General features: G+C 67.1%; 18 protein-coding genes and 1 riboswitch. Of the genes, 4 read left to right on the forward strand and 14 right to left on the reverse strand.

Features of this window, described 5'->3' with window-relative positions; all coding sequences use genetic code 11:
- Positions 1–7: 7 nt before the first annotated feature.
- The 3 genes from gshB to rsmI are packed head-to-tail and all read right to left on the reverse strand — an operon-like array spanning position 8 to position 2,224.
- Positions 8–982 (reverse strand): glutathione synthase, encoded by a 975-nt coding sequence (gene gshB, locus CAF53_RS05955; RefSeq protein ID WP_100237579.1) that lies wholly within the window; start codon positions 980–982, stop codon positions 8–10.
- Positions 983–1,031: 49 nt separating this feature from the next.
- Positions 1,032–1,385, reverse strand: coding sequence for a YraN family protein (locus CAF53_RS05960; protein WP_046761800.1), 354 nt, complete (start codon positions 1,383–1,385; stop codon positions 1,032–1,034).
- On the reverse strand, positions 1,382–2,224 hold the full coding sequence (rsmI, locus tag CAF53_RS05965) for a 16S rRNA (cytidine(1402)-2'-O)-methyltransferase (RefSeq protein WP_046761801.1): 843 nt from the start codon (positions 2,222–2,224) through the stop codon (positions 1,382–1,384). Before rsmI ends, CAF53_RS05960 begins: the two co-directional genes overlap by 4 nt.
- A gap of 56 nt (positions 2,225–2,280) precedes the next feature.
- Here rsmI and CAF53_RS05970 point away from each other — a divergent pair, with 56 nt between their 5' ends.
- Entirely contained in the window at positions 2,281–3,438 is a 1,158-nt protein-coding gene (locus CAF53_RS05970; RefSeq protein WP_100238710.1) for a penicillin-binding protein activator, read from the forward strand.
- Between the two features lie 3 nt (positions 3,439–3,441).
- Here CAF53_RS05970 and CAF53_RS05975 read toward each other — a convergent pair whose 3' ends face one another.
- Positions 3,442–4,221, reverse strand: coding sequence for an ABC transporter ATP-binding protein (locus CAF53_RS05975; protein WP_100237580.1), 780 nt, complete (start codon positions 4,219–4,221; stop codon positions 3,442–3,444).
- Positions 4,215–5,210, reverse strand: a complete 996-nt coding sequence (locus CAF53_RS05980) for an iron ABC transporter permease (protein WP_100237581.1) — start codon at positions 5,208–5,210, stop codon at positions 4,215–4,217. The genes CAF53_RS05975 and CAF53_RS05980 overlap by 7 nt, the downstream gene beginning before the upstream one ends.
- Positions 5,211–5,356: 146 nt before the next feature.
- Between CAF53_RS05980 and CAF53_RS05985 the strand changes: the two genes are divergently transcribed.
- On the forward strand, positions 5,357–6,232 hold the full coding sequence (locus CAF53_RS05985; RefSeq protein ID WP_100237582.1) for an ABC transporter substrate-binding protein: 876 nt from the start codon (positions 5,357–5,359) through the stop codon (positions 6,230–6,232).
- A 7-nt stretch (positions 6,233–6,239) separates the two neighbouring features.
- Here CAF53_RS05985 and CAF53_RS05990 read toward each other — a convergent pair whose 3' ends face one another.
- Entirely contained in the window at positions 6,240–8,069 is a 1,830-nt protein-coding gene (locus CAF53_RS05990) for a TonB-dependent receptor (RefSeq protein ID WP_100237583.1), read from the reverse strand.
- A gap of 169 nt (positions 8,070–8,238) precedes the next feature.
- Positions 8,239–8,453, reverse strand: a riboswitch (cobalamin riboswitch).
- Positions 8,454–8,531: 78 nt separating this feature from the next.
- Here CAF53_RS05990 and CAF53_RS05995 point away from each other — a divergent pair.
- A complete protein-coding gene (locus tag CAF53_RS05995; protein ID WP_100237584.1) occupies positions 8,532–9,053 on the forward strand; it encodes a molybdenum cofactor guanylyltransferase in 522 nt (173 codons plus the stop codon).
- On the opposite strand, the gene cobA is transcribed toward CAF53_RS05995, so the two are convergent.
- From cobA to CAF53_RS06030, 7 genes are all read right to left on the reverse strand, one after another.
- Positions 9,043–9,825: a uroporphyrinogen-III C-methyltransferase gene (cobA, locus tag CAF53_RS06000; RefSeq protein WP_100237585.1), complete on the reverse strand. Its 783-nt coding sequence runs from the start codon at positions 9,823–9,825 to the stop codon at positions 9,043–9,045. The two genes, CAF53_RS05995 and cobA, sit on opposite strands and share 11 nt — an antisense overlap.
- A complete protein-coding gene (locus tag CAF53_RS06005; protein WP_100237586.1) occupies positions 9,812–12,424 on the reverse strand; it encodes a nitrate reductase in 2,613 nt (870 codons plus the stop codon). The genes cobA and CAF53_RS06005 overlap by 14 nt, the downstream gene beginning before the upstream one ends.
- 112 nt (positions 12,425–12,536) lie before the next feature.
- Positions 12,537–12,872 (reverse strand): nitrite reductase small subunit NirD, encoded by a 336-nt coding sequence (gene nirD / locus CAF53_RS06010; RefSeq protein ID WP_100237587.1) that lies wholly within the window; start codon positions 12,870–12,872, stop codon positions 12,537–12,539.
- Positions 12,873–12,877: 5 nt separating this feature from the next.
- Positions 12,878–15,394 (reverse strand): nitrite reductase large subunit NirB, encoded by a 2,517-nt coding sequence (nirB, locus tag CAF53_RS06015; RefSeq protein ID WP_100238711.1) that lies wholly within the window; start codon positions 15,392–15,394, stop codon positions 12,878–12,880.
- A gap of 303 nt (positions 15,395–15,697) precedes the next feature.
- Positions 15,698–16,939: a nitrate/nitrite transporter gene (locus CAF53_RS06020; protein ID WP_100237588.1), complete on the reverse strand. Its 1,242-nt coding sequence runs from the start codon at positions 16,937–16,939 to the stop codon at positions 15,698–15,700.
- 223 nt (positions 16,940–17,162) lie between these two features.
- The gene (locus CAF53_RS06025) at positions 17,163–18,365 is read right to left on the reverse strand and encodes a CmpA/NrtA family ABC transporter substrate-binding protein (RefSeq protein ID WP_100237589.1); all 1,203 of its coding nucleotides are present in this window, start codon (positions 18,363–18,365) and stop codon (positions 17,163–17,165) included.
- A complete protein-coding gene (locus CAF53_RS06030; protein ID WP_046761812.1) occupies positions 18,365–18,943 on the reverse strand; it encodes an ANTAR domain-containing protein in 579 nt (192 codons plus the stop codon). The genes CAF53_RS06025 and CAF53_RS06030 overlap by 1 nt, the downstream gene beginning before the upstream one ends.
- Before the next feature lie 184 nt (positions 18,944–19,127).
- Between CAF53_RS06030 and CAF53_RS06035 the strand changes: the two genes are divergently transcribed.
- Positions 19,128–20,705, forward strand: coding sequence for an ABC-F family ATP-binding cassette domain-containing protein (locus CAF53_RS06035; protein WP_100237590.1), 1,578 nt, complete (start codon positions 19,128–19,130; stop codon positions 20,703–20,705).
- 9 nt (positions 20,706–20,714) lie between these two features.
- Here the strand turns inward: CAF53_RS06035 and CAF53_RS06040 are convergent, their stop codons facing one another.
- Entirely contained in the window at positions 20,715–22,244 is a 1,530-nt protein-coding gene (locus tag CAF53_RS06040) for a DHA2 family efflux MFS transporter permease subunit (protein ID WP_046761814.1), read from the reverse strand.
- Positions 22,245–22,249: the final 5 nt, after the last annotated feature.

Genomic DNA, 22,249 nt, shown 5'->3' on the forward strand with positions numbered 1-22,249 from the left:
TGGCGGTTCAGGCGGCCGCCCGCGCCGCCAGCCGGGCGTCGATCGCGTCCCAGATCATGCCGCCGGTGTCGGTGCCGTTGAAGGCGTCGATGGACACGATCCCGGTCGGCGACGTCACGTTGATCTCCGTCAGCCACTCGCCGCCGATCACGTCGATGCCGACGAACAGCAGGCCGCGGCGCTTGAGTTCCGGGCCAAGGGCTTCGCAGATTTCCAGTTCGCGTTCAGTGAGGACGGTCTTCGCCGCCGAACCGCCGACGGCGAGGTTGGATCGGATCTCGCCCGCGCCGGGGATGCGGTTGACCGCGCCCGCGACTTCGCCGTCGACCAGGACGATGCGCTTGTCGCCCTCCGCGACCCCGGGAATGAAGGCCTGGACCATGAAGGGCTCGACCCAGGAGGCGTTGAACAGTTCCACCAGCGCCGACAGATTCGCGCCGGACCGCCCGACATGGAAGACGGCGTTGCCCGCATTGCCGTAGAGCGGCTTCACCACGACTTCGCCATGCTGGGCGAGGAAGGATTTCACCTCCTCCAGGTCGCGGGTGATCATGGTCGGCGGCATGAAGCGCGCATAGTCGAGCACGAACAGCTTTTCCGGCGCGTTGCGGACGGATGCCGGGTCGTTCACCACCAGCGTCTCTTCCTGCACGCGCTCCAGCAAATGGGTGGCGGTGATGTAGCTGAGGTCAAAGGGCGGGTCCTGCCGCATCAGCACCACGTCGACGTCGCGGCCAAGGTCCAGCATTTCCGGCGCGCCGAAGGCATAATGGTCGCCCTCCACCTTCTGCACCTTCACCGGCCGCGCCTTCGCCAGCACGCGGCCGTCGCGGTAGGTGAGGTCGGTGGCGAGATAATGATAGAGGCGATGCCCCCGCGCCTGCCCCGCCAACATGATATGGAAGGTCGAATCGCCGCCGATCCTGATCCCCTCCATCGGGTCCATCTGCACGGCGACGGTGAGCGGGTTGAGCTGGGTCATGGGCGTCTTCAGTTCCTTCCGTTGGCGGCCAAAAAACCGGAAGGCAGCCTTACCCCCCGTGCCAGACATTGGCCAGATGGCGCGGCGGGCGCCCCGGCGCAAGGAGCATCACGTCGATTCGCATGTCGTCGCCCGGTTTTGCGAGCTGGTGGAAGAGGATTTCCGCCGCCGCCGCGACGCGGGAGAGGCGGCGTTCGTCGATGGCGAGATCGAGACCGGCGCTGGTGGCGCGGGCCTTGACCTCGACGAAGGCCAGCATATTGCCGCGCCGGGCGACGAGATCGACTTCCCCTGCCGGCGTGCGCATCCGGCGGCCGACGATCTGCCAGCCCTTGAGGCGCAGCCACCAGCCGGCGATGCGCTCGGCCTGGCGCCCACGCCTTTCGGCGGTCTGTTTCTTCACCCCTTGAGTTCCAGCGCGCGGTCGTAAAGGGCGCGGCGGTCGAGGCCGAGTTTCTTCGCCACCTCCCCCGCCGCCTTGGAGACGGGGAGGCGTTGCATCGCTTCGAGCAAGGCCGCGTCGGCATCCTCGGCGCTGGCGGGGGGTGCTTCGCCGGGCGGGCCGACGGTGACGACGATCTCCCCCCTGGGCGGCGCGTCGGCATAACGGGCGGAAAGTTCGGTGAGCGTGCCGGTGGCGGTTTCCTCGAACGCCTTGCTGATCTCGCGCGAGACGGCGGCTTCGCGGTCGCCCAGATGCTCCGCCATGGCGGCGAGGCTTTCCGACAGGCGCGGGCCGCTTTCGTAGAAGACCAGCGTGGCGCGCAGGGCGGCGACTTCGGCAAGGGCGTCGCCGCGCGCCTTCTGCTTGGAGGGCAGGAAGCCCATGAACAGGAAGCGGTCGGTGGGGAGGCCCGAGAGCGTCAGCGCGGCGATCGCGGCGCTGGGGCCGGGCAGCGTCGTGATCCGGCGTCCGGCGGCGCGGGCGTCGCGCACCAGCTTGTAGCCCGGATCGGAGATCAGCGGGGTTCCGGCGTCGGAAAGCAGCGCGACCGATTCGCTCGCCATCCGTTCGATCAGGCGCAGGCGCACCGCTTCGGCGCTATGGTCGTGATAGGGGACCATCGGCCGGTCGGACCCGGCATGGCGCAGCAGCCGTGCGCTGACCCGTGTATCTTCCACGGCGACCACATCGGCCAGCCGCAGGACTTCGGCCGCGCGAGGGGTTAGGTCTCCAAGGTTGCCGATCGGCCCCGCAACGATGTAAAGCCCAGCCTCAAGACGCATAATATCAGTTTCCATAAGGACGCCAGATGACAGAGACGGATGCCCCCCGGCAAGCGGACTTGTTCGCTTCGATGCAACGCGCCGGGCGGATTTTGTTCGCCGCCACCGCACTGCTGGTCGCCGCCTGTCAGTCGATCGTGCCCAAGGGGCCGGGACCGGGCCAGCCCGCCGGCCCCGTGGAGACCGGCCCCGAAGTGACGCAGGGCCTGCCCACCGACACGCTGCGCCATCGCGTCGCGCTGCTGGTGCCGATGAGCGGCCCCAATGCGGGCGTCGGCCAGTCGATCGCCAATGCGACCACGCTCGCCCTGCTGGACACCAAGGCCGACAAGGTGCGCATCACCACCTATGACACCGGCATCGGCGCGGCGGCGGCGGTGAACAAGGCGCTGGCCGACGGCAACAAGCTGATCCTGGGGCCGTTGCTGGCGGAGGATGCGCGGATCGCGGGACCGATCGCGGCGCGGGCCAATGTGCCGGTGATCAGCTTCTCCAACGACACCAGCGTCGCCGGGAACGGCGTCTACATCATGGGCTATAACCCCAACCAGTCGATCGAGCGGGTGGTGGAATTCGCCAAGGGCAAGGGCCTGTCGCATTTCGCCGCACTGGTGCCCAAGGGCGTCTATGGCGAGCGGTCGGGCACGGCGCTGCTGCGCGCGGTGGAGGGCGTGGGCGGGACCGTGGTGTCGATGCAGACATTCGACCGCAACCCGGCCTCGATCACCGCGGCGGTCCGGAAATTGCAGGCTTCGTCCAGCTATGACGCGCTGCTGATCGCGGACAGCGGCAAGGTGGCGATGCAGGTCGCGCCCATCGTGCGGAAGAATGGCGGCGCGACGGCGCGGCTGCTGGGCACGGAATTGTGGAATACCGACAGTGGCCTGGCATCCAGCCCGGTGCTGCGCGGCGCCTGGTTCGCCAGCGTGTCGGACGGGCTCTACAGCCAGCTCGCGACCAAATATCGGGCGCGCTACGGCAATGCGCCGTTCCGGCTTTCGGCACTGGGCTATGACGCGGTGCTGCTGACCGTGCGGATCGCGCGCGACTGGAAGCCGGGCACCACCTTCCCGGCGGCGCGCCTGCGCGATGCGGGCGGCTTTGCCGGAATCGACGGGGCGTTCCGCTTCGGGCGCGACGGGATTGCCGAGCGCGCGCTGGAAGTGTCGGAGATCGGCGCGGGGACCTTTACCGTGGTCGCGCCCGCGCCGCGGGCCTTTGCCGAATGACGATCAGCCCCTGATCCGCCCCATGGGCAGGATCAGGGGCCGGTCGCCCGCGGTTTCGATGCGGGCGGAAATGCCGTAGACGCGGGCGAGATTTTCCTCCGTCAGCACCTCCAGCGGCGCGCCGTCGGCCACCAATGACCCGCGATCCATCAGCAGCAGCCGGTCGCAATAGCGCGCCGCCATGCCGAGATCGTGCAGCACGGTGACGACCAGCGATCCGGCCTGCGCTTCGGCCTTGAGCAGGTCCATCACGTCGATCTGATGCCCCGGATCGAGCGCGGCCAGCGGCTCATCGGCGATCAGGGCGGGAGCGCCGACCGCCAGAGCGCGGGCGAGCAGCACGCGGGCGCGCTCGCCGCCGGAGAGTTCGGTCGCCACCCTGCCCTTCAGATGCAGCACATCGGCGCGGGCCAGCGCCGCGTCGATCTGTGCCTCGTCCTCCGCGGACAGGCGCGACAGGGGGCCGAGATGCGGCATCCGGCCGAGGGCCACGAGCCGTTCGACCGCCAGCGGCCAGTGCAGGGTCTGGCCCTGCGGCAGATAGGCGATGCGCCTTGCAACATCCCGCCGGGTCAGACGCGCGCTGTCGATGCCGTCGATCAGGACGGAGCCGTTCTCCCGCTTCACCAGCCCTAGCAGGGCGCGGATCAGGGTCGATTTGCCCGCGCCATTGGGACCGACGATGCCGACAAGCCGTCCCGGTTCCAGATCAAGGTCGATGCCGTTCACCGCCGGATGACGGCCGAGGCGGACGGACAGGCCCTGCGCGTGGATCGTCACCATAGCCGCCGCTCCCGCATCAGGTGGATCAGGAAGACGGGCACGCCGAGCAGCGCGGTCAGCACGCCGAGCTTGAGTTCGCTGCTGGTGGGGATCAGCCGCACGCCGATATCGGCCAGCGTCAGCAGCGCCGCGCCGCCCAGCATCGAGGGCAGCAGGATCGCGGAGGGCGAACGATCGGTCAGCGGGCGCACCAGATGCGGCACGATCAGGCCGACGAAGCCGATCGCGCCCGATACCGCGACCGCGCCGCCCACCCCGACCGCGACGCCCAGCATCAGGCGCAGGCGCGCGCGCCGCAGATCGATGCCGAGCGCCTGCGCGCCATCCTCGCCCAGGGTGAGCGCATCCAATGTGCGCCCGTCCGCGATCAGCAGCGCCGCGCCGACCGCCACGCAGGGGAGCGCGATCCAGACATGGCCGTAGCTGCGGTTTTCGAGGCTCCCCATCAGCCAGCTCATGATCTCCATCGCCGCGAAGGGATTGGGCGAGAGGTTGAGCGACAGGCTGATCCCCGCCCCCGCCAGCGTGGCGATGGCGATCCCCGCGAGGATCAGGGTGAGCGGGCTTTCGGCGGGACCGGCGAGCAGGAACAGCGCGCCGATACCGATCAGGCTGGTCGCGATGGCGAGCGCGGGGAGCGCCAGCGGGTGAAGCTGCGCCAATCCGAAATAGAGCGCGCAGACGGCGCCGAGGGCCGCGGCATTGGATGCGCCCAGTACCGAAGGTTCGGCCAGCGGGTTGCGCAGATAGCCCTGAAGCGCAGCGCCCGACAGGCCGAGCATGGCGCCGACGATGAGGCCAAGCAGCATGCGCGGCAGGCGCAGGTCGAGGAGGATGGCACGGGCGATCGCATCGCCGCCGCCGGTCAGGACCGCGAGGATGCGCGGGGGAGAGAGCGGCACGGCGCCGAGGGTGAGGGAGCCGAGGGCGGCGATCAGGGCGAGCGCGATCAGCGCGGGGATCAGCAGCGGGTGGCGGCGGGCGCTCATGGCTTGCGCGCCTCCCGATGCTTGCTACAGCGTCTCCTCCGGCGCTCCGTGCTCCTGCGAAGGCAGGAGTCCAGGCCCGCCGTTTGAACTGGGCTCCTGCCTTCGCAGGAGCACGGTGGTCTATCGGAGCGAATATCAGAGAAGACATGCGGCGTAGAATAATCACCACGGTGCTCTGCGCGCTTACGCTGACCGGCGCCGCACCCACGCCGCCCAAGCGGATCGTGTCGCTCAACGTCTGCGCCGATCAATATGTGCTGGCGCTGGCCGATCCGGGGCAGATCGCGGCGCTCAGCCCCTATGGCCATGATCCGGAAGTGTCGGCGGCGGTCGGCAAGGCGCGGGGCTTCCGGACCCTGAAACGCCCGGCCGAGGAAGTGCTGGCGATCCGGCCCGATCTGCTGGTCGGCTTTCCCTCCGGAGAGGGCGTGGTAGGCGCACCTCCGGGACAATGGCGAACTTTGGGACTGGCAAGCGCGGACAGCTATGCCATGATCCTGGCGCAGATCCGGCAGGTCGCGGCGGCGGTCGGCCATCCCGAACGGGGCGAGGCGATGATCGCGAAGATGAATCGCGAGTTGGCAGCGCTGCCCCGGGCGAAGCGCGGCGGGGTGGCGGCCTATTATCAGCGGCGCGGCTATATGACCGGGACGGGCACGCTGGTCGACGACATGATGAAGCGCGCGGGGCTGGTGAATCTGGCGGGGAAGTTGGGGAAACCGGCGCTCTCGCAAGTCTCGCTGGAAGAGATGATCGCGGCCCAGCCGGACTGGCTGATCGTCGAGAGCGGCAGCGAACAGGTCGTCGATCAGGGGACGGAAATGCTGCACCATCCGATCCTGCGCGCGATCCCGCGCATCCGCGTGCCGCAGGCGTGGACGGTGTGCGGCGGCCCCGCCTATGTCGAGGCCGTCCGCTCCATCGTGGCGCAGATCGACGGCGTCACGCATAAAGGCGTGGCACAGATCGACGGCTCCGCGCACAAAGGCGTGGCGCAGGTGAACGCTGCGCCACGCCGTTAGGTGTCCGTCAGAAGCGGACACGCACGCCGCCATAGGCCGAGCGGCCATAAGTGCCATAGCCATAGACCGTGGCATATTTCGCATCGGTGAGATTGTCGATGCGGCCGTAGATTTCCAGATTCTCCAGGATCGGGAAGGACGCCCGGACATTGGCCAGGGCATAGCCGTCCAGCCGGACCAGGTTGGTCGCGTCGTTGAAGCTGTCGCCCACCATCGTCACGGTCGCGCCGGTCGTGAGGCCGAAGGGCCAGACATAATCCGCCGAGACGCTGACCGCATTGGCCGCGCGGCGCGGCAGCCGGGCGCCGGTGTCGCGGTCGCGCGCATCGACATAGCTGTAGGCGGCCGTGACGGTCAGCGCGTCGACCGGCTTCAGGGTCAGCATCGCCTCCACCCCCTTGGCGCGGGTGCGGTCGATATTGTTGTACCCGCCATAGAGGCCGATCGAATAGTCGTAATTGATCTGGTCCTTCGTGACGCGGCGGAAAGCCGTGACGGAAAGGATCGCCCGGTCGCCGCCCAGCCGCTGGTCGAAGCCGATATCATAGCTTTTCGACCGTTCCGGGCGCAGGCCGGCATTGCCGACATCGGTGCCGTAAAGCTGGTAGAGCGAGGGCGCCTTGAACCCTTCGCCATAGCTGGCGCGGAAATTGGTCGCGCCGTTGTTGGGCGTGTAGTTCGCATTGGCGCCGAAGGTCGTCGCGCCGCCGAACTGGCTGTGATCGTCATGCCGCACGCCGCCGGTGACGGCGAGCCCAGTAAAGGGCTTCACGACCGCGAGCGCATAGACGCTGTCGATATCGGCCTTGTGGCTTTCGGTCGAACCGAAGCCGGAGAAGTCATAATCCGGCCGCTCATGTTCATAGCCGAAGATCAGCCTGGCCTGATCGACCGGCTGATAGACGCCTTCATATTCGAAGCGCAGATTGGTGCCCGAATAGCCGTAAGGCCCGAACGCGGACGTATAGTCGCGATCCATGCGGAACCAGGTGACGGCCGCGCGATTGGTGAGCCTGCCGTCGAACAGGGCGAGGTTGAGGCCGGCATAGCCGACATATTGATCCGATTTCGCGGTGTCGGCGGTGCTGTCGATCACGCCATTGTCGGTGTCCAGATCGGTATGGATATAATAGCCGCGCAGGTCGAGGCTGAGCGTGTCGGTGAAGGCCAGCTTCAGCTTGGCGTTGGCGGCGATATTCTCGTATCCGTCCTTTTCCGTGCCGTTGGCGGCGGCGGAAATGCCGTCGGTGTTGAAATAGGCGACGCCCACGCCGCCCGAGGCGATGCCGCTGCTGCCCGAAATATCGGCCTTGGCGTTCAATGTATCGCGATAGCCGTAATCGACCGAGGCGTTGCCCGCGAAACCGGCGGCGGGCGTGCCGGTCATGACGTTGACGACGCCGCCGATCGCCTGGCTGCCGTAGACGATCGAGTTGGAGCCGCGCAATATCTCGATCCGCTGGATATTGCCGGTCAGCAGACCGCCGAAATCATACATGTCGCCGATACCGCTGGTGTCGTTGACCTTGACCCCGTCGATCAGCACCAGCGTCTGCGTCGTTTCCGCGCCGCGTAGCGACACGCCGGTCACGCCGCCCAGGCTGCCGCTGCGGTTGAAGCGGACGCCCGGCGTGGTGGCGAGCAGATCGACGACGCTGACGCTCTGGCGGGTGCGGATGGTGTCGGCGTCGATGACGGTGACGGCCTGGCCGACTTCGTCGCGGGGCTGTTCGATGCCGAGCGCGGTGACGATGATCGCGTCATTATCCGCGTCGTCAGCCGCGAAGGCGGGCGTGGCCGCGAGCAGCGCGGCGAGAGAGATGGTGGCTTTCAACATTATGATGTTTCCCTGAGCGTCGCTGCGACTTCATGGCTCAGGGCATCCGCTCGCGCGGTCGGGACAGGGGACAGCCGACGCCAGTGTCCGCCCCCGCACCGATGCGGCCCTGCGCCGCTTCGTCGCTCAGACGGAAAACACCGTGCCTTGGCCAACCCCTGGACCAGGGCAAGAGCGACCATGCGCCGGCAGGTCTCCTGGCTCGCGGGTCAATGCGGCGATGCACGCCTTCCCGGACTTGGCGTCCAGTGGCCGGTCTTGCGACCGAAGTGCATCGCGCTCACCGCTTACAGTTGCAGGGACAGCCGCGGAATTGGACGGTTGCCCGTCCGCACCGCATTCCCGTTTTCAGCCCTTTCGGGCACCGGCGCGATCTTCTTTGCGGTCGAGGCTTTGCCCCGTCCGCGCCGCGCGCCATAAGGGAAAGCAGGGCTTCTGCCAAGCGGGTTGAGGAGGGACGGGATGCGATTGCTGGGCGCGGTGCTGGCCGGAGGGCGCTCCAGCCGCTTCGGTAGCGACAAGGCGCAGGCGATGCTGGCCGGGCGGACCTTGCTGGACCATGCGGCGGCGTCCATCGCTCCCCATGTGGAAAGCGTCGTGATCTGCGGGCGCGAGGGCGGGCTGGCGGATCGCCCGGCGCCGGATATGGGGCCGCTGGGCGGGCTGAACGCGGCGCTGCATCATGCGGCGGCGCGGGGCTATGGCGCGGTGCTGACGACCGGGTGCGACGTTCCGGTCTATCCCGAAGGGTTGGCGGAAGCGTTGATCGGGGATGGCGCGGCGGTCCTGAAAGGGCAGCAATTAGCGGGGTTCTGGCCCGTTTCATTGGCGGCAGAACTGGACGCGCATCTGGCCGAGGAGAATAACCGCTCCATTTATGGCTGGCTGGAGCGGATCGGCGCGCGGATCGTCGAGCGGCCGGAGTTCGTGCTGCCCAATATCAACCGGCCCGAGGATCTGGAGAGGTTGATCCTCAAGCCTTGACGGCGACGCCCGCCGCGATGTCCGCCGGAACATGGGTGGATGCCACCGCCTCGCCGATCAGCAGCAGGGTCGGGTGTTCGTCGCTGATCGTTTGCACCAGGAAGGCCAGCGCGGAGAGCTTGCCGCGGATCAGCCGTTCATGAGGCAGCGAGACATTGACCGCCACCATCACCGGCGTTTCGGGATCGCGCCCGGCGGCGATCAGCGAGCGGCTGATTTCTCCGGCGGCGGCGCGGCCCATATAGATGCCGAGCGTGCTGCCCGCGCTGGCCAGCGAAGCCCAATCCAGCTTCAACGGCTCGCCAGCCTTCCAATGCGCCGTCACCAGCGTCAGCCCGCGCGCGACGCCACGCAGGGTGAGCGAGGCTTGGCCGCTCGCCGCCGCCGCGCTGGCGGTGGTGATGCCGGGGCAGATGTGGAAGCGGATGCCGTCGGCGGCCAGATGCTCCATTTCCTCCGCCGAGCGGCCGAAGACCGAGGGGTCGCCGCCCTTCAGACGCACGACGCGCTTGCCCGCCTTCGCCGCCGCCAGCAGCAGGTCGTTGATGCTCTCCTGCGCCTTCGAATGGCGGCCGGAGCGCTTGCCGACGCTGACCCGTTCCACGCCTTGCGGGATGAGGTCGAGCACGCCCGGCCCGACCAGCGCGTCGTAGAAGACGATCTCGGCCGCCGCGATCAGCTTTTCGGCCTTGCGGGTCAGCAGGTCCGGATCGCCCGGCCCTGCGCCGACCAGCCAGACTTCACCGGGGGCGATCAGTTCATTCGGCTGCATGGAGCGTCTCCTGCGTGCTTTGGGCGAGGATATTGGCGATGGCCGGACGGCAGGACCCGCAATTGGTTCCGGCGCCGAGCGCCTTGCCGACGGCGGCGACATCGACCAGTTGCTGTTCGCGGATGGCGGCGACGATCTGGTTCAACCCGATGTCGAAGCAGACGCAGATGGTCGCGCCCTTGTCGGGCTGGCTACCGGGGCCGCGCGCCGCGAGGACGGAACCGCCCACCCCTTCGGCCTCCAGTTGCCGGATCAGCCAATCGCGCGCGGGCAGCAGGCCGGTCCGGGTCATGAACAGCACGCCGTTCAGCCTGCCTTCGCTGATCGTCGCGATGCGCCGGGTGCCGCGCGAGGCGTCCATCGCCTCGACACGGTCGCCCTTGGGTAGGAAGGCATCGAGCCGCGCCGGGTCGCCATTGCCCGCAATCTCATAGAGCGCGCCGCCGGGCACAGTGATCCGCGTCGACCAGAGGCAGGGCAGCTTTACCGGCTCGTCGCCGCGCAGGATCAGGAAGCCCTTCCATTCGGTCGCCACCTTCTCGACGCTGGCCGGGGTGGACTTGAAGCCGGGCTGGCCCGAATGCGGGTCGACCAGCGGACGCGGGAGCAGGCCGGTGCGGCCGCCGCTCGCCTGTTGGTCGGTCCAGTGGATGGGGGTGAAGATTTCCCCCAGGCGCTGGCCTTCGCTGATCGCGACGCGGAAGAGGCTGTTGCCCTGCGCGGTCTGGACGCGGGCCAGATCGCGGTCGACAATGCCCAGTAACTCGGCATCCTGCGGGTGGATTTCCACCAGCGGTTCCTCGCGATGGCGGGCGAGTTTCGGGGACAGGCCCGTGCGGCTCATCGTGTGCCACTGGTCGCGATAGCGCCCGGTGTTGAGCGTCATCGGCCACTGTTTCAGCGGCTCCTGAATCTCCATCTGCTTCGTCAGCACCAGCCGCGCCTTGCCGTCCGGCGTCGGGAAGCGGCCGTCGGAGAAGGGCCTTTCGCCACCCCAACGGAACGGTTCCATGGCGTCATAGGCATCATTGCTGATGGTCGCTTGGCGGCGCAGGTTCAGCACGCGCGCGCCATCATTCTGATAGGCGGTGAGGCGCGCATGTTCGCGCCAGATGTCGGCGGGCCGGTCATAGGCAAAGGCGTTGCGCCAACCCATGCGGCGGCCGACTTCCTTGACGATCCACCAGTCGGGCCTGGCCTCCCCCGGCAGCGCGAGGAAGGGCCGCTGGCGGCTGACGGTGCGGTCCGAATTGGTGACGGTGCCGTCCTTCTCCCCCCAGCCTGCGGCGGGCAGGCGGACATGGGCATGGGTGGAACTGTCGGTGTCCGCCATGATGTCTGACACGACGAGGAAGGGAACCGCCTGCAACGCCTCGCGCACGCGGCCCGCATCGGGCAGCGACACGGCGGGGTTGGTCGCCATCACCCAAAGCGCCTTGATCCGGCCTTCGTTGATCGCGCGGAACAGGTCGACGGCTTTGAGGCCCGGCCTGGTCGCCATGGCCGGCGCGGCCCAGAAGCGGCCGACGCGCTCCACATTGTCCGGGGCGAAGTCCATGTGGGCCGCCAGCGTCGAGGCAAGGCCGCCGACCTCGCGCCCGCCCATGGCATTGGGCTGGCCGGTGATCGAGAAGGGCGCCGCGCCCGGCTTGCCGATGCGTCGGCAAGCGAGGTGGACGTTGATGATCGCGTTGACCTGATCGGTGCCGCGGATCGACTGGTTGATGCCCTGGCTGAACATCGTGACGGTGCGCGGGGTCGCGGCGAACAGCTTGTAGAACTGTTCCAGCAGCGCGGGGGCGATGTCGCAGGTTTTCGCGGTGGTCCAAAGGTCGTGGCCGCTCCGGATATGCTCCCAGAAGCCTTCGGGCGCATTGACATGCTCAGCGAGGAAAGCGGGATCGGTGACGCCCTCTGCGTCGCACCATGCCAGCAGGCCGTTCATCAGCGCGACGTCGGTGCCGGGCTTGACCGGCAGATGCAGGTCCGCGCCCTCGCAGGTTTCGGTGCGGCGCGGGTCGATGACGACCAGCTTCGTGCCGCGCGCGGCGCGGGCCGCCTGGATGCGCTGATAGACGATCGGGTGGCACCAGGCGGTGTTGGAGCCGACCAATATGATCAGGTCCGCTTCCTCCAGATCGTCATAGCTGGCGGGCACCACATCCTCACCGAACGCCCGGTTGTGCCCGGCGACGGCGCTCGACATGCAGAGGCGGCTGTTGGTGTCGATATTGGAGGAGCCGATAAAGCCCTTCATCAGCTTGTTGGCGACATAATAATCTTCGGTCATCAACTGGCCGGAGACGTAGAAAGCCACACTGTCGGGGCCGTGGCGTTCGACGGTTTCGCGGAACTTCTTCGCGACAAGGTCCAGCGCCTTGTCCCAGCTTGCCCGCTTGGCGCCGATCATGGGCGCAAGCAGGCGGCCTTGCAGCCCCACAGTCTCGCCCAGATGCGTGCCCTTGGAGCAGAGGCGCCCGCCATTGGCCGGGTGCGCTTCATCGCCCAGAATCGTGACCGACCGCGGGCCGGTCGGCGTGGCCGAGATGCCGCAGCCGACGCCGCAATAGGCGCAGGTGGTGCGGATGGCCTCTGTCATGCCCTTACCTCATCTTCCTTGAGAGAGAATTGGGTGGAGGTGCGTGCCGCAAGGGATGGACAGCACACCCCCTCCACCCTGGCCCCTGCCGGCAAGAGCAGGGACCGGAAGCTCATGCCGCAGCCTTGAGCGAGGCCGGGCGGGCGATCAGGATGCGGCCGCCTTCCTGGCGAACCTCTATGGTCGGCGTGCAGCCCTCGTCATTGCCCTGCGCCTCGCCCGTCTTGAGAGCGATGTTCCAGTTGTGCAGCGGGCAGGCGACGCTGTGGCCATGGACGATGCCCTGGCTCAGCGGGCCTTTCTTGTGCGGGCATTCGTTGACCAGCGCGAAGACATGGTCGTCGCCGGTGCGGAATATGGCGATTTCCTTCTCCCCGGCGATCTGAACCGTGCGAGCGCCGCGCTGGGGAATGTCGGCCAGCGTTCCGATGTCGATCCAATCGGTCATGTCGTTCACTCCGCAGCGATGGCGATAGGGGCGAGAGGCTGGTGCAGTTCGCTGTCCGCACCCGCTGCGCGCTGGGCCCAGGGGTCTTCCTGGCTGAAGCTCTGCGAATAGAGGAAGCGGCTGCGGAGCGCCTCGCGGCCCGCATCGTCTTCCACGATCCGCTGCTTGACATAGTCCACGCCGACCCGCTCGATCCACGGCGCGGTGCGCTCCAGATAGCGCGCCTCCTCGCGATAGAGCTGGGTGAAGGCGGCGCAATAGTCCATCGCCTCCTGTTCGGTCGCGACCTTGCACAGCAGATCGGTGGCGCGGACATGGATGCCGCCATTGCCGCCGACATGCAGTTCGTAGCCCGAGTCCACGCAGACCACGCCGAAATCCTTGATCGTCGCCTCCGCGCAGTTGCGGGGGCAGCCCGACACCGCGATCTTGAACTTGTGCGGCATCCACGACCCCCAGGTCATCCGCTCGATCTTGACGCCAAGGCCGGTCGAGTCCTGCGTGCCGAAGCGGCACCATTCGCTGCCGACGCAGGTCTTCACCGTGCGCAGCGACTTGCCGTATGCGTGACCCGACACCATGCCGGCGGCATTGAGGTCGGCCCAGACGGCGGGCAGGTCTTCCTTCCTGATGCCGAAAATGTCGAGACGCTGGCCGCCCGTCACCTTCACCATCGGGGCATCATATTTCTCGACCACGTCAGCGATCGCGCGCAGTTCGGTCGGGTTGGTCAGGCCGCCCCACATGCGAGGCACGACCGAATAGGTGCCGTCCTTCTGGATATTGGCGTGCATGCGCTCATTCACGAAGCGGCTCTGCTGGTCGTCCTGATATTCGCCGGGCAGCGCGCAGAGCAGATAGTAATTGAGCGCGGGGCGGCAGGAAGAGCAGCCATCCGGTGTCGACCAGTGCAGCAACTGCATCACTTCCGGGATCGAGCGCATATTCTGCGCCACGATTTCGCGGCGGACGTCGTCGTGGGTGAAGCTGGTGCATTTGCACATCGTCTTGGGGCCGGACTGGACGTCGTCGCCCAGGACCACCGCCAGCAGATTTTCGACCTGCCCCGTGCAGCTTCCGCAGCTTGCCGACGCCTTGCAGGTGGCGCGCACCGCGTCGAGGCTGCATGCGCCCGCTGCAATGCAGGCGACGACCTGGCCCTTGCTGACGCCGTTGCAGCCGCAAATCTCGGCATCGTCCGAGAGCGCCGCAACGGCCGCCTTAGGGTCCAGCGCGCCCCCTCCCGAGGCGCCAAGAGCCGCATAAGCCTGGCCGAAGATCAGCAGGTCGCGAATGTCCGCGACATCCTCCTCGCGCTTGAGCATGTCGAAATACCAGCCGCCATCGACGGTATCGCCATAAAGCACCGCGCCGACGATCCTGTCGTCCTTGACGACGACGCGCTTGTAGACGCCGCGCGAGGCGTCGCGCAGGACGATGTCCTCGCAACCTTCGCCGCCCGAAAAATCGCCGGCGGAGAAGACGTCCAGACCCGCGACCTTGAGCTTGGTCGAAGTGACCGAGCCCTTATAGCCCGTATGCTGGTCGGTCAGGCCGTCAGCGAGGCTGCGGCACATCTCCCACAGCGGCGCGACAAGGCCGTAGACATTGCCGTCATGCTCGACGCATTCACCGACCGCGAGGACATCGGGGTCGCTGGTGACCATATGATCGTCGACCTTGATGCCGCGATTGACCTCAAGCCCGGCTTCGCGGGCCAGGGCGGTCGAGGGGCGGATGCCCACCGCCATCACCACCAGGTTCGCCGGGATTTCGGTGCCGTCCTTGAGGCGTACGCCCTCGACCTTGCCGTCGCCATAAATGGCTTCGGTGTTGGCGCCGGTCAGGATGGTCTGGCCGCGTCCTTCCAGCGCGCTCTTGAGCAACCAGCCCGCCGCTTCGTCGAGCTGCCGCTCCATCAGCGTGTCCATCAGGTGGATGACCGTCACCTTCATGCCGCGCAGAGTCAGGCCGTGCGCGGCTTCCAAGCCAAGCAGGCCGCCGCCGATCACCACCGCGCTGCCGCCGTTATTTGCGGCCTCCAGCATGGTGTCGACATCCTTCATGTCGCGGAAGCTGATGACACCGGGCAGATCCTTCCCCGGAACCGGGATGATGAAGGGGTCCGACCCGGTGGCGATCAGCAGCTTGTCATAGCCGACGGTGCGACCCGAATGGCTCGTGACGGTCTTGGCGGCGCGGTCCATGGCCGTCACCGGATCACCCGCGATCAGCTCGATATTATTCTCGCTGTACCAATCGCGGCTGTTGATGATGATGTCATCGAAGCTCTTTTCCCCGGCCAGAACCGGCGAGAGCATGATGCGGTTATAGTTCACATAGGGTTCCGCGCCGAAGATGGTGACGCGATAGCGATCCTTGTCGCGCGCCAGCAGTTCCTCGACTGCGCGGCAACCGGCCATGCCGTTGCCCACGACAACCAGATGTTCCCGAACATCCTCGGACGGCACGAAGATGTCCTCTTCGTTCGCCGTTTCCGGTCCGTTGTTCTGAAAATCCATCCCTTGACTCCAGAAAAAGAAAAAGGCCGCCATCCGGACCCCTGGGCTTTGAACCCAGAGGTCTGGATGGCGGCCTTGCCATCATTTGCGCTTTGCCGATCCGTCCCTGGACCAGCGCGGCTATGGAAGAAGGACAACCCTGTCCTTTGCATTGCAGCATATTCTTCTGACGATTCGCGTCAAGCGATTCCTCGCGCTGCGATGTATTTTACGCCGATGCCCGCCGCGCCTTATCGCAGACGCAAAAAATGGGCGGCGGCCTGTCACGGGCCGCCGCCTCCTCTCCTACCCGTTCATGCGCGATCAGATGCGGGCGGCGCCGGTCCAGGTCGCACGCCAGCGGGCACGGACCAGCGAGATGCCGAGGAACGCGACCAGGGCCAGCCCCGCGAAGATCAGGAAGCCGGGCGCGAAACTGCCGGTGAACTGCTTGGCGATGCCCAGCGACGAGGCGAGGTAGAAGCCGCCAATGCCGCCCGCCATGCCGACCAGGCCGGTCATGACGCCGATTTCCTGCGCGAAGCGCTGCGGCACGAGCTGGAAGACCGAACCGTTGCCGACGCCCAGCGCCAGCATCGCGGCGACGAAGAAGCCGAGCGCGGAGAAGAGCGTCGGCGCATAGGCAACCCCGGCCAGCGCCAGCGCGGCCATGATATAGACCATCATCAGCGCCTTGACGCCGCCGATCCTGTCGGCCAGCGCACCGCCCATCGGACGGACCAGCGATCCCGCGAAGACGCAGCCCGCCGTGCAATAGCCCGCGACCACCGGGGTCAGGCCGAACTGGTCGGTGAAATAGATCGGCAGCGAGGCGGCAAGGCCCACGAAACCGCCGAAGGTCACCGCGTAGAAGCCCATCAGCCACCAGGCGTCAGCGCTTTTCAGCGGATGGAAATAATCGACCAATTTCTTGGGCGCAGGCGCGTTGGGCGCGTTCTTCGCCATCAGCATATAGATGACGAAGACGATGGTCAGCGGAATGCAGGCCAGGCCCAGCACCGCGTTCCAGCCGAACGCCTTGGCCAGCATCGGCGCGAACAGCGAAGCCAGCACCGTGCCCGAATTGCCCATGCCCGCAAGCCCCATGGCCTTGCCCTGATGCTCGGCCGGATACCAGCGGCTGGCGAGCGGCAGCGCGATCGCGAAGCTCGCGCCCGCAAAACCCAGGATCACGCCCAGCGCCAGCGTGCCGCCGAAGCTGTTGACGCCCATCAGCCAGGCCGTGAACAGGCCCAGGATGACGATGACCTGGCTGATCGCGCCCGCCTGCTTGCAGCCGATACGGTCGACCAGCAGGCCGTTGACCACGCGCAATATGGCGCCTGCCAGCGTCGGGACGGCCACCATCAGGCCCTTTTCCGCGGGCGTCAGGCCCAGCGTCTTGGAGATGGAAGGCGCCAGCGGCCCCAGCAGCACCCACACCATGAAGGCAAGGTCGAAATACAGGAAAGCGGCGATCAGGGTCGGCGTGTGCCCGGCCTTCCAGAAGCTGGTCTGGCCGGTCTCCCCCTCCCCTTCCGGGCTATCCCAATAAGCAGTTGCCATGATGACGTCCTTCAATCCTTGTGAATTGGACACAAAAAAAGCCGCTTCCGGACCTCGTTCTTCACGAAATCCGGCCAGCGGCTTTGCTGCAAAATCTGAAGGAGAACGCGATCCCAGCCTTGGGAAGGGCTCATCCTGTAAAACGCGCTTCGTCGCGCGACTCCTACGTTATCCCGCGAATCGCTTCATGTTGCAAGGCACAAAATGGGAAGCCGCCAACGGGTCAGAAACCGGCGAGGAAATCCTCGATCCGTTCGGGGTCGAACACGCGGCCATCGAAAAAGCGGTCCGGCCCCAGGGTCAGTCCGCCCCGCTTCGACCCCACCGCCAGCGGAGAGGCCACCGCCCCTTCCACCTTCATGCTGGCGCCCGGTATCGCCACGTCGCTGTCGGCCAGCGCGCGGCGGAAGATGTCCGGGCGGAAGACCGATGCGGCCTTGGCGGCGTTGTCCGCGCTATGTTCCACCATCTTCCACCGGACGAGCTGCGAATAAATCCACAGCGCCTGGCTGCGCCACGGAAAGGGCGTCGCCTCGCGCGAGAAGAGCATGAAATCGGGCATGCCCATCGGCGCCATGTCGACACGCGGCACTATCCTGCCGGACAAGGCACGCAGGATAACCTCGGCCGGCTGGTCGACATAGTGCGGTTGCGAGAGCAGATGCGCCAGCGCCTCATGATGCTCCGGCTCGTCGCACCAGGTTGCGGCGCGGGCCAGTGCCCGCAGCAGCCGGTCGACGCTATCGGGATTTTCCTCCAGCCAGGGCGTGCGGAAGGCAAGTATCTTCTCCACCCCCCGTCGCCAGATGCGCTCACCGATCGCCACCGTTTCAGCGAGGCCCGCATCGATCGCCGCGCTGCCCCAGGGTTCGCCCGCGATGAAGCCGTCAATTTCCCCGGCGCGCATCGCCTCCACCGTCAGCGACGGCGGCAGCACCCGCAGCACCACGTCACGGTCCGGGTCGACGCCCGCGCTCGCCAGCCAGTAGCGCAGCATCACCGAATGGCTGGAAAAGCGGTGGACGACGCCGATCACCGGCTTGCGTTTCCACAGGCCGATGGCGGCGGCGAAATCATGCGCCGTGCCCAGCGGATCGTCGAGCCGCGCCGATATGTCGGGGTCCAGCGCCTGCGCGAATTCGCTCGCCATCACCAGCATGTTGCCGTTGACGTTGAGCTTGTAGGGGGCGGAGAGCGGCGCGGCCTGCTGGCTCAATCCCAGCGTCACGGCGACGGCGAGCGGCGCCAGCATATGCGCCGCCTGCACCTGCCCGAACACCAGCCGGTCGCGCAACGTCGCCCAGCTCGTCGTGCGGACGAGGTCCAGATGCAGCCCCTCCTCCTCCGCGAAGCCCCTTTCCCGCGCCACCGCCAGCACGGCGGCGTCGGTCAGCGGCAGGAAGGCGATGCGCAGGTCGGTCGTCATCACACTCCTCCCAACAAATCGCTGGCCGTGATGAGGGCCTGGGCGACATCCACGATCTTCTTCCCCTGATTCATCGCGCTCGACCGCAGCAGCGCATAGGCCTCCGGCTCGCCAAGGCCCCGCTGGCTCATCAATATGGATTTGGCGCGGTCGATGATCTTGCGGTCGGACAGCGCCGTGCGCGCCTCGTCCAGTTCGCTCTGGAGCCGGGCGAAGGCGTTGAAGCGCCGCACCGCCAGTTCGAGTACGGGCTTCACCCGTTCCTTGCGCAGCCCATCGACGACATAGGCGGAGACGCCCGCGTCGATGGCGGCGCCGATCATGGAGTCGTCCGACTGGTCGACGAACATGGCGATGGGCCGGGCCAGCGCGCGGCTGACGGTCAGCATCTCCTCCAGCGTGTCGCGGCTGGGGCTGCCCAGGTCCATCAGCACCACGTCGGGTGCCATGCGTTCCACCCGCGCGACGAAGCCGCCGCGCGGAGGGACGATGTGAATATCGTCATAGCCCGCCTCGCGCAGCCCTTCTTCCAGGACCGTCGCACGCAGGCCGCTGTCGTCGATGATGACGATTCGCATGGACCCCACCTTTTTGCCACTCACTGACCGCGATGCTGCGCCGCGTCAATCAGGCGCGCCATGCAGCGGTTGCCAGACACGGCCTGCCCCTGTATCAAGGCGCGGCGTTTCCCGGAGGACCCCATCATGGACAAGCATCTGATCGCAAAGCCCAATTGCTCTGCCGTCAGGAAAGTTTTCGTCCGTGCCCTCCATCACCATTTCCCAACTCAACTGGTCCACCCCTGACGGCATTCCCGTCCTTTCGGACCTTGATTTTCGTTTCACGACCGAACGACTCGGCCTTGTCGGGCGCAATGGCGTCGGCAAGTCGACCTTGCTGGGGCTGATCGCCGGAACCAGGATGCCTGGCAGCGGCATGGTGCAGGTCGATGGCAGCGTGGCGACACTGCGCCAGACGGTGCAGGTCGCGCCGGACGAACGGATCGCCGACCTGTTCGGCGTGCGCGGCGAGATCGCCCTGCTTGGCAAGGCGGAGCGCGGCGAGGCCGATATGGCGGAGCTGGAGGCCTGCGACTGGACGCTGCCCGGAAGGATCGAGGAAGCGCTGGCGGCCGTTGGGCTGGCGGCCGCCGCCGATACGCCGCTGCTCCAACTATCCGGCGGCCAGCGCAGCCGCGCGGCACTGGCAGCGGCAGTGTTTGCGCGGCCCGACTTCCTGCTGCTGGACGAGCCGACCAACAATCTGGATGCGGAAGGACGCGCCGCCCTGGTCGACCTGCTTGGGGGATGGAAGGCGGGCGCGATCGTCGCCAGCCATGACAGCGCCCTGCTGGAGGCGATGGAGGCGATCGCCGAGCTGACGAGCCTGGGCATCCGTCGCCATGGCGGCAACTGGACCGCCTATCGCGAGCGCAAGGCGATCGAACTGGCCGCCGCCGGACAGGCGCTGGAACAGGCGGAGCGGCGGGTGAAGGACATCGCCCGCCGGACACAGGTCGCGGCCGAACGCAAGCAGCGCCGTGACGCCGCCGGCGCGCGCAAGGGCGCGAAGGGCGACATGCCGCGCATCCTGATCGGCATGCGCAAGAACCGCGCGGAAGGCTCCGGCGGAGAGGCCGCACGGCTGGCGGAGCGGCTGGGCCGCGATGCGGCAGCGGCGGCACAGGCCGCGCGCGGGCGCATCGAGATCGTCGAGAGCCTGACCGTCGCCCTGCCCCCCACCGGCGTGTCGGCGGACCGACCGATCGTGCGGCTGGAGGATGTGACGGCGGGCTATCGACCCGACGCGCCGGTCCTGCGCGGGTTCAGCCTGCGCGTCTCCGGGCCGGAACGGATCGCCATCACCGGCCCCAACGGCGCAGGCAAATCGACGCTGTTGAAGCTGATCGCGGGCCAGTTACCGCCATTGTCCGGCACGGTGCGGTTATCGGTGGACTGCGCCCTGCTCGACCAGCGCGTCGGCCTGCTCGACCCGCAGGCCAGCATCGCCGACAATTTCGCACGGCTGCATCCGCAGGCAAGCGACAATGCCATACGCGCGGCGTTGGCCCGTTTCCGCTTCCGGGCCGATCTGGCGCTGCAAAAGGTGGGGACATTGAGCGGCGGGCAGCTTCTGCGCGCGGGCCTTGCCTGCGTGCTGGGTGGAGACAGCCTGCCACCGCTGCTGATGCTGGACGAGCCGACCAATCACCTCGATCTCGATTCCATCGCCGCCGTCGAACAGGGTCTTGCCGCCTTCGACGGGGCGCTGATCGTCATCAGCCATGACACCGCCTTTCTGGAAGCGATCGGCGTCACGCGCAAGGTCAGGCTGGGATAGACGATCCGCTCAATGCGCGGCCGAGCGGTCGACCGTTCCGGTCGGGCGCGGGGCGAGCCACACCACCGCAGCGGCCAGGAACAGCACCAGCGCGGCGATGAAGAAGACATGGTCCATCGACACCACCTGCGCCTGCGCATCGACCAGATTGGCCACCATCTGCCGCGCCTGATCCGGCGAAAAACCACGGCTCGTGAGGTCGGCGATGGTCGTATCGGCGTTGAGCCTGCCGACCATCTCGTTGCGCGATATGCGCTGTCCGTCACCCCAGCCGGTCAGCACGAGGGAGGTGGAAATGGCAACCGCCAGCGTGCGCAGGAAATTCTGCATCCCCGCGGCCGAAGCCGTTTCTTCCGGCCGGACGGACCCCAGGGTCAGCGTCGTCAGCGGGATCATGAAGAAGGGCATGCCGAAACCCTGGACAAGTTGCGGCAAGGCGATCGTCCAGAAATCCGCATCGGTGGTCCAGTGCGCCCGCCATAGCGTCATGAGGCCGATCCAGACGACCGCGCCGGAAATCATGATGCGCACGTCGGCCTTGCTGACCAGCCGCCCGGCAATCGGCGCCACGAAGATGGCGCTCATCGCCGTGAATGCGGTCGCGAGGCCCGCCCAGGCGGCGGTGTATCCCATCGAAATCTGCAACCATTGCGGGATGACGACGATGCCCGCGAAATAGGCGCCGAAGCACAGCGCCAGCGTGAACACGCCGGAGGTGAAGCCGACATGGCGGAACACGCGCAGGTCGACGATCGGATGTTCCTCCGTCAGTTCCCAGATGATGAAGACGCAGAAGCCGATCGCCGCCAGCACCGCCAGCATGACGATCAGCGGATCGCCGAACCAGTCGCGGTCACGGCCGATGTCCAGCATGATCTGGAGGCAACCGATCCAGAAGACCAGCAGCGCCAGGCCGATATAGTCGATGGGCAGCTTCACCCGGACCGTCTCCACCGGCCGCAGCAGCACCAGCGCGGAAAAGACGCACAGCACCGCGATCGGCAGGTTGATGAAGAAGATCCAGTGCCAGCTCCAATTGTCGCTGATATAGCCGCCGACGATCGGCCCCATGGCCGGGCCGAGGAGCGTCGTCATCGCCCACAGCCCCATGACGCGGCCGCGCTGATCGGGAGGGAAGATGCGCATCAGCAGCGTCTGGGACATCGGCATCAGCGGCCCGCCGCACAGGCCCTGGCCGATGCGGCACGCCACGATCATGCCGAGGCTCATCGACAGGCCGCACAATAGCGAGAACAGGCCGAAACCCACCATGCCCAGGATGAACAGCCGCACCGCGCCGAAGCGCTGCGACAGCCAGCCGGTCAGCGGCACGCAGATCGCCTCCGCCACGGCATAGCTGGTGATGATCCAGGTGCCCTGATCGGCGGAAATGCCCAGATTGCCGGCGATATGGGGCACCGACACATTGGCGATGGTGAGGTCGAGCACGACCATGAAATTGCTGAGCGCCAGCGTCAGCCCCGCCAGCAGACGGTGACGGGGCGACAGAAGCGAGAATGTCTCGGCAGGGCGGCTCACCAGCG

The organism is Sphingobium sp. LB126 (assembly GCF_002795205.1).
Classification (GTDB): domain Bacteria; phylum Pseudomonadota; class Alphaproteobacteria; order Sphingomonadales; family Sphingomonadaceae; genus Sphingobium; species Sphingobium chungbukense.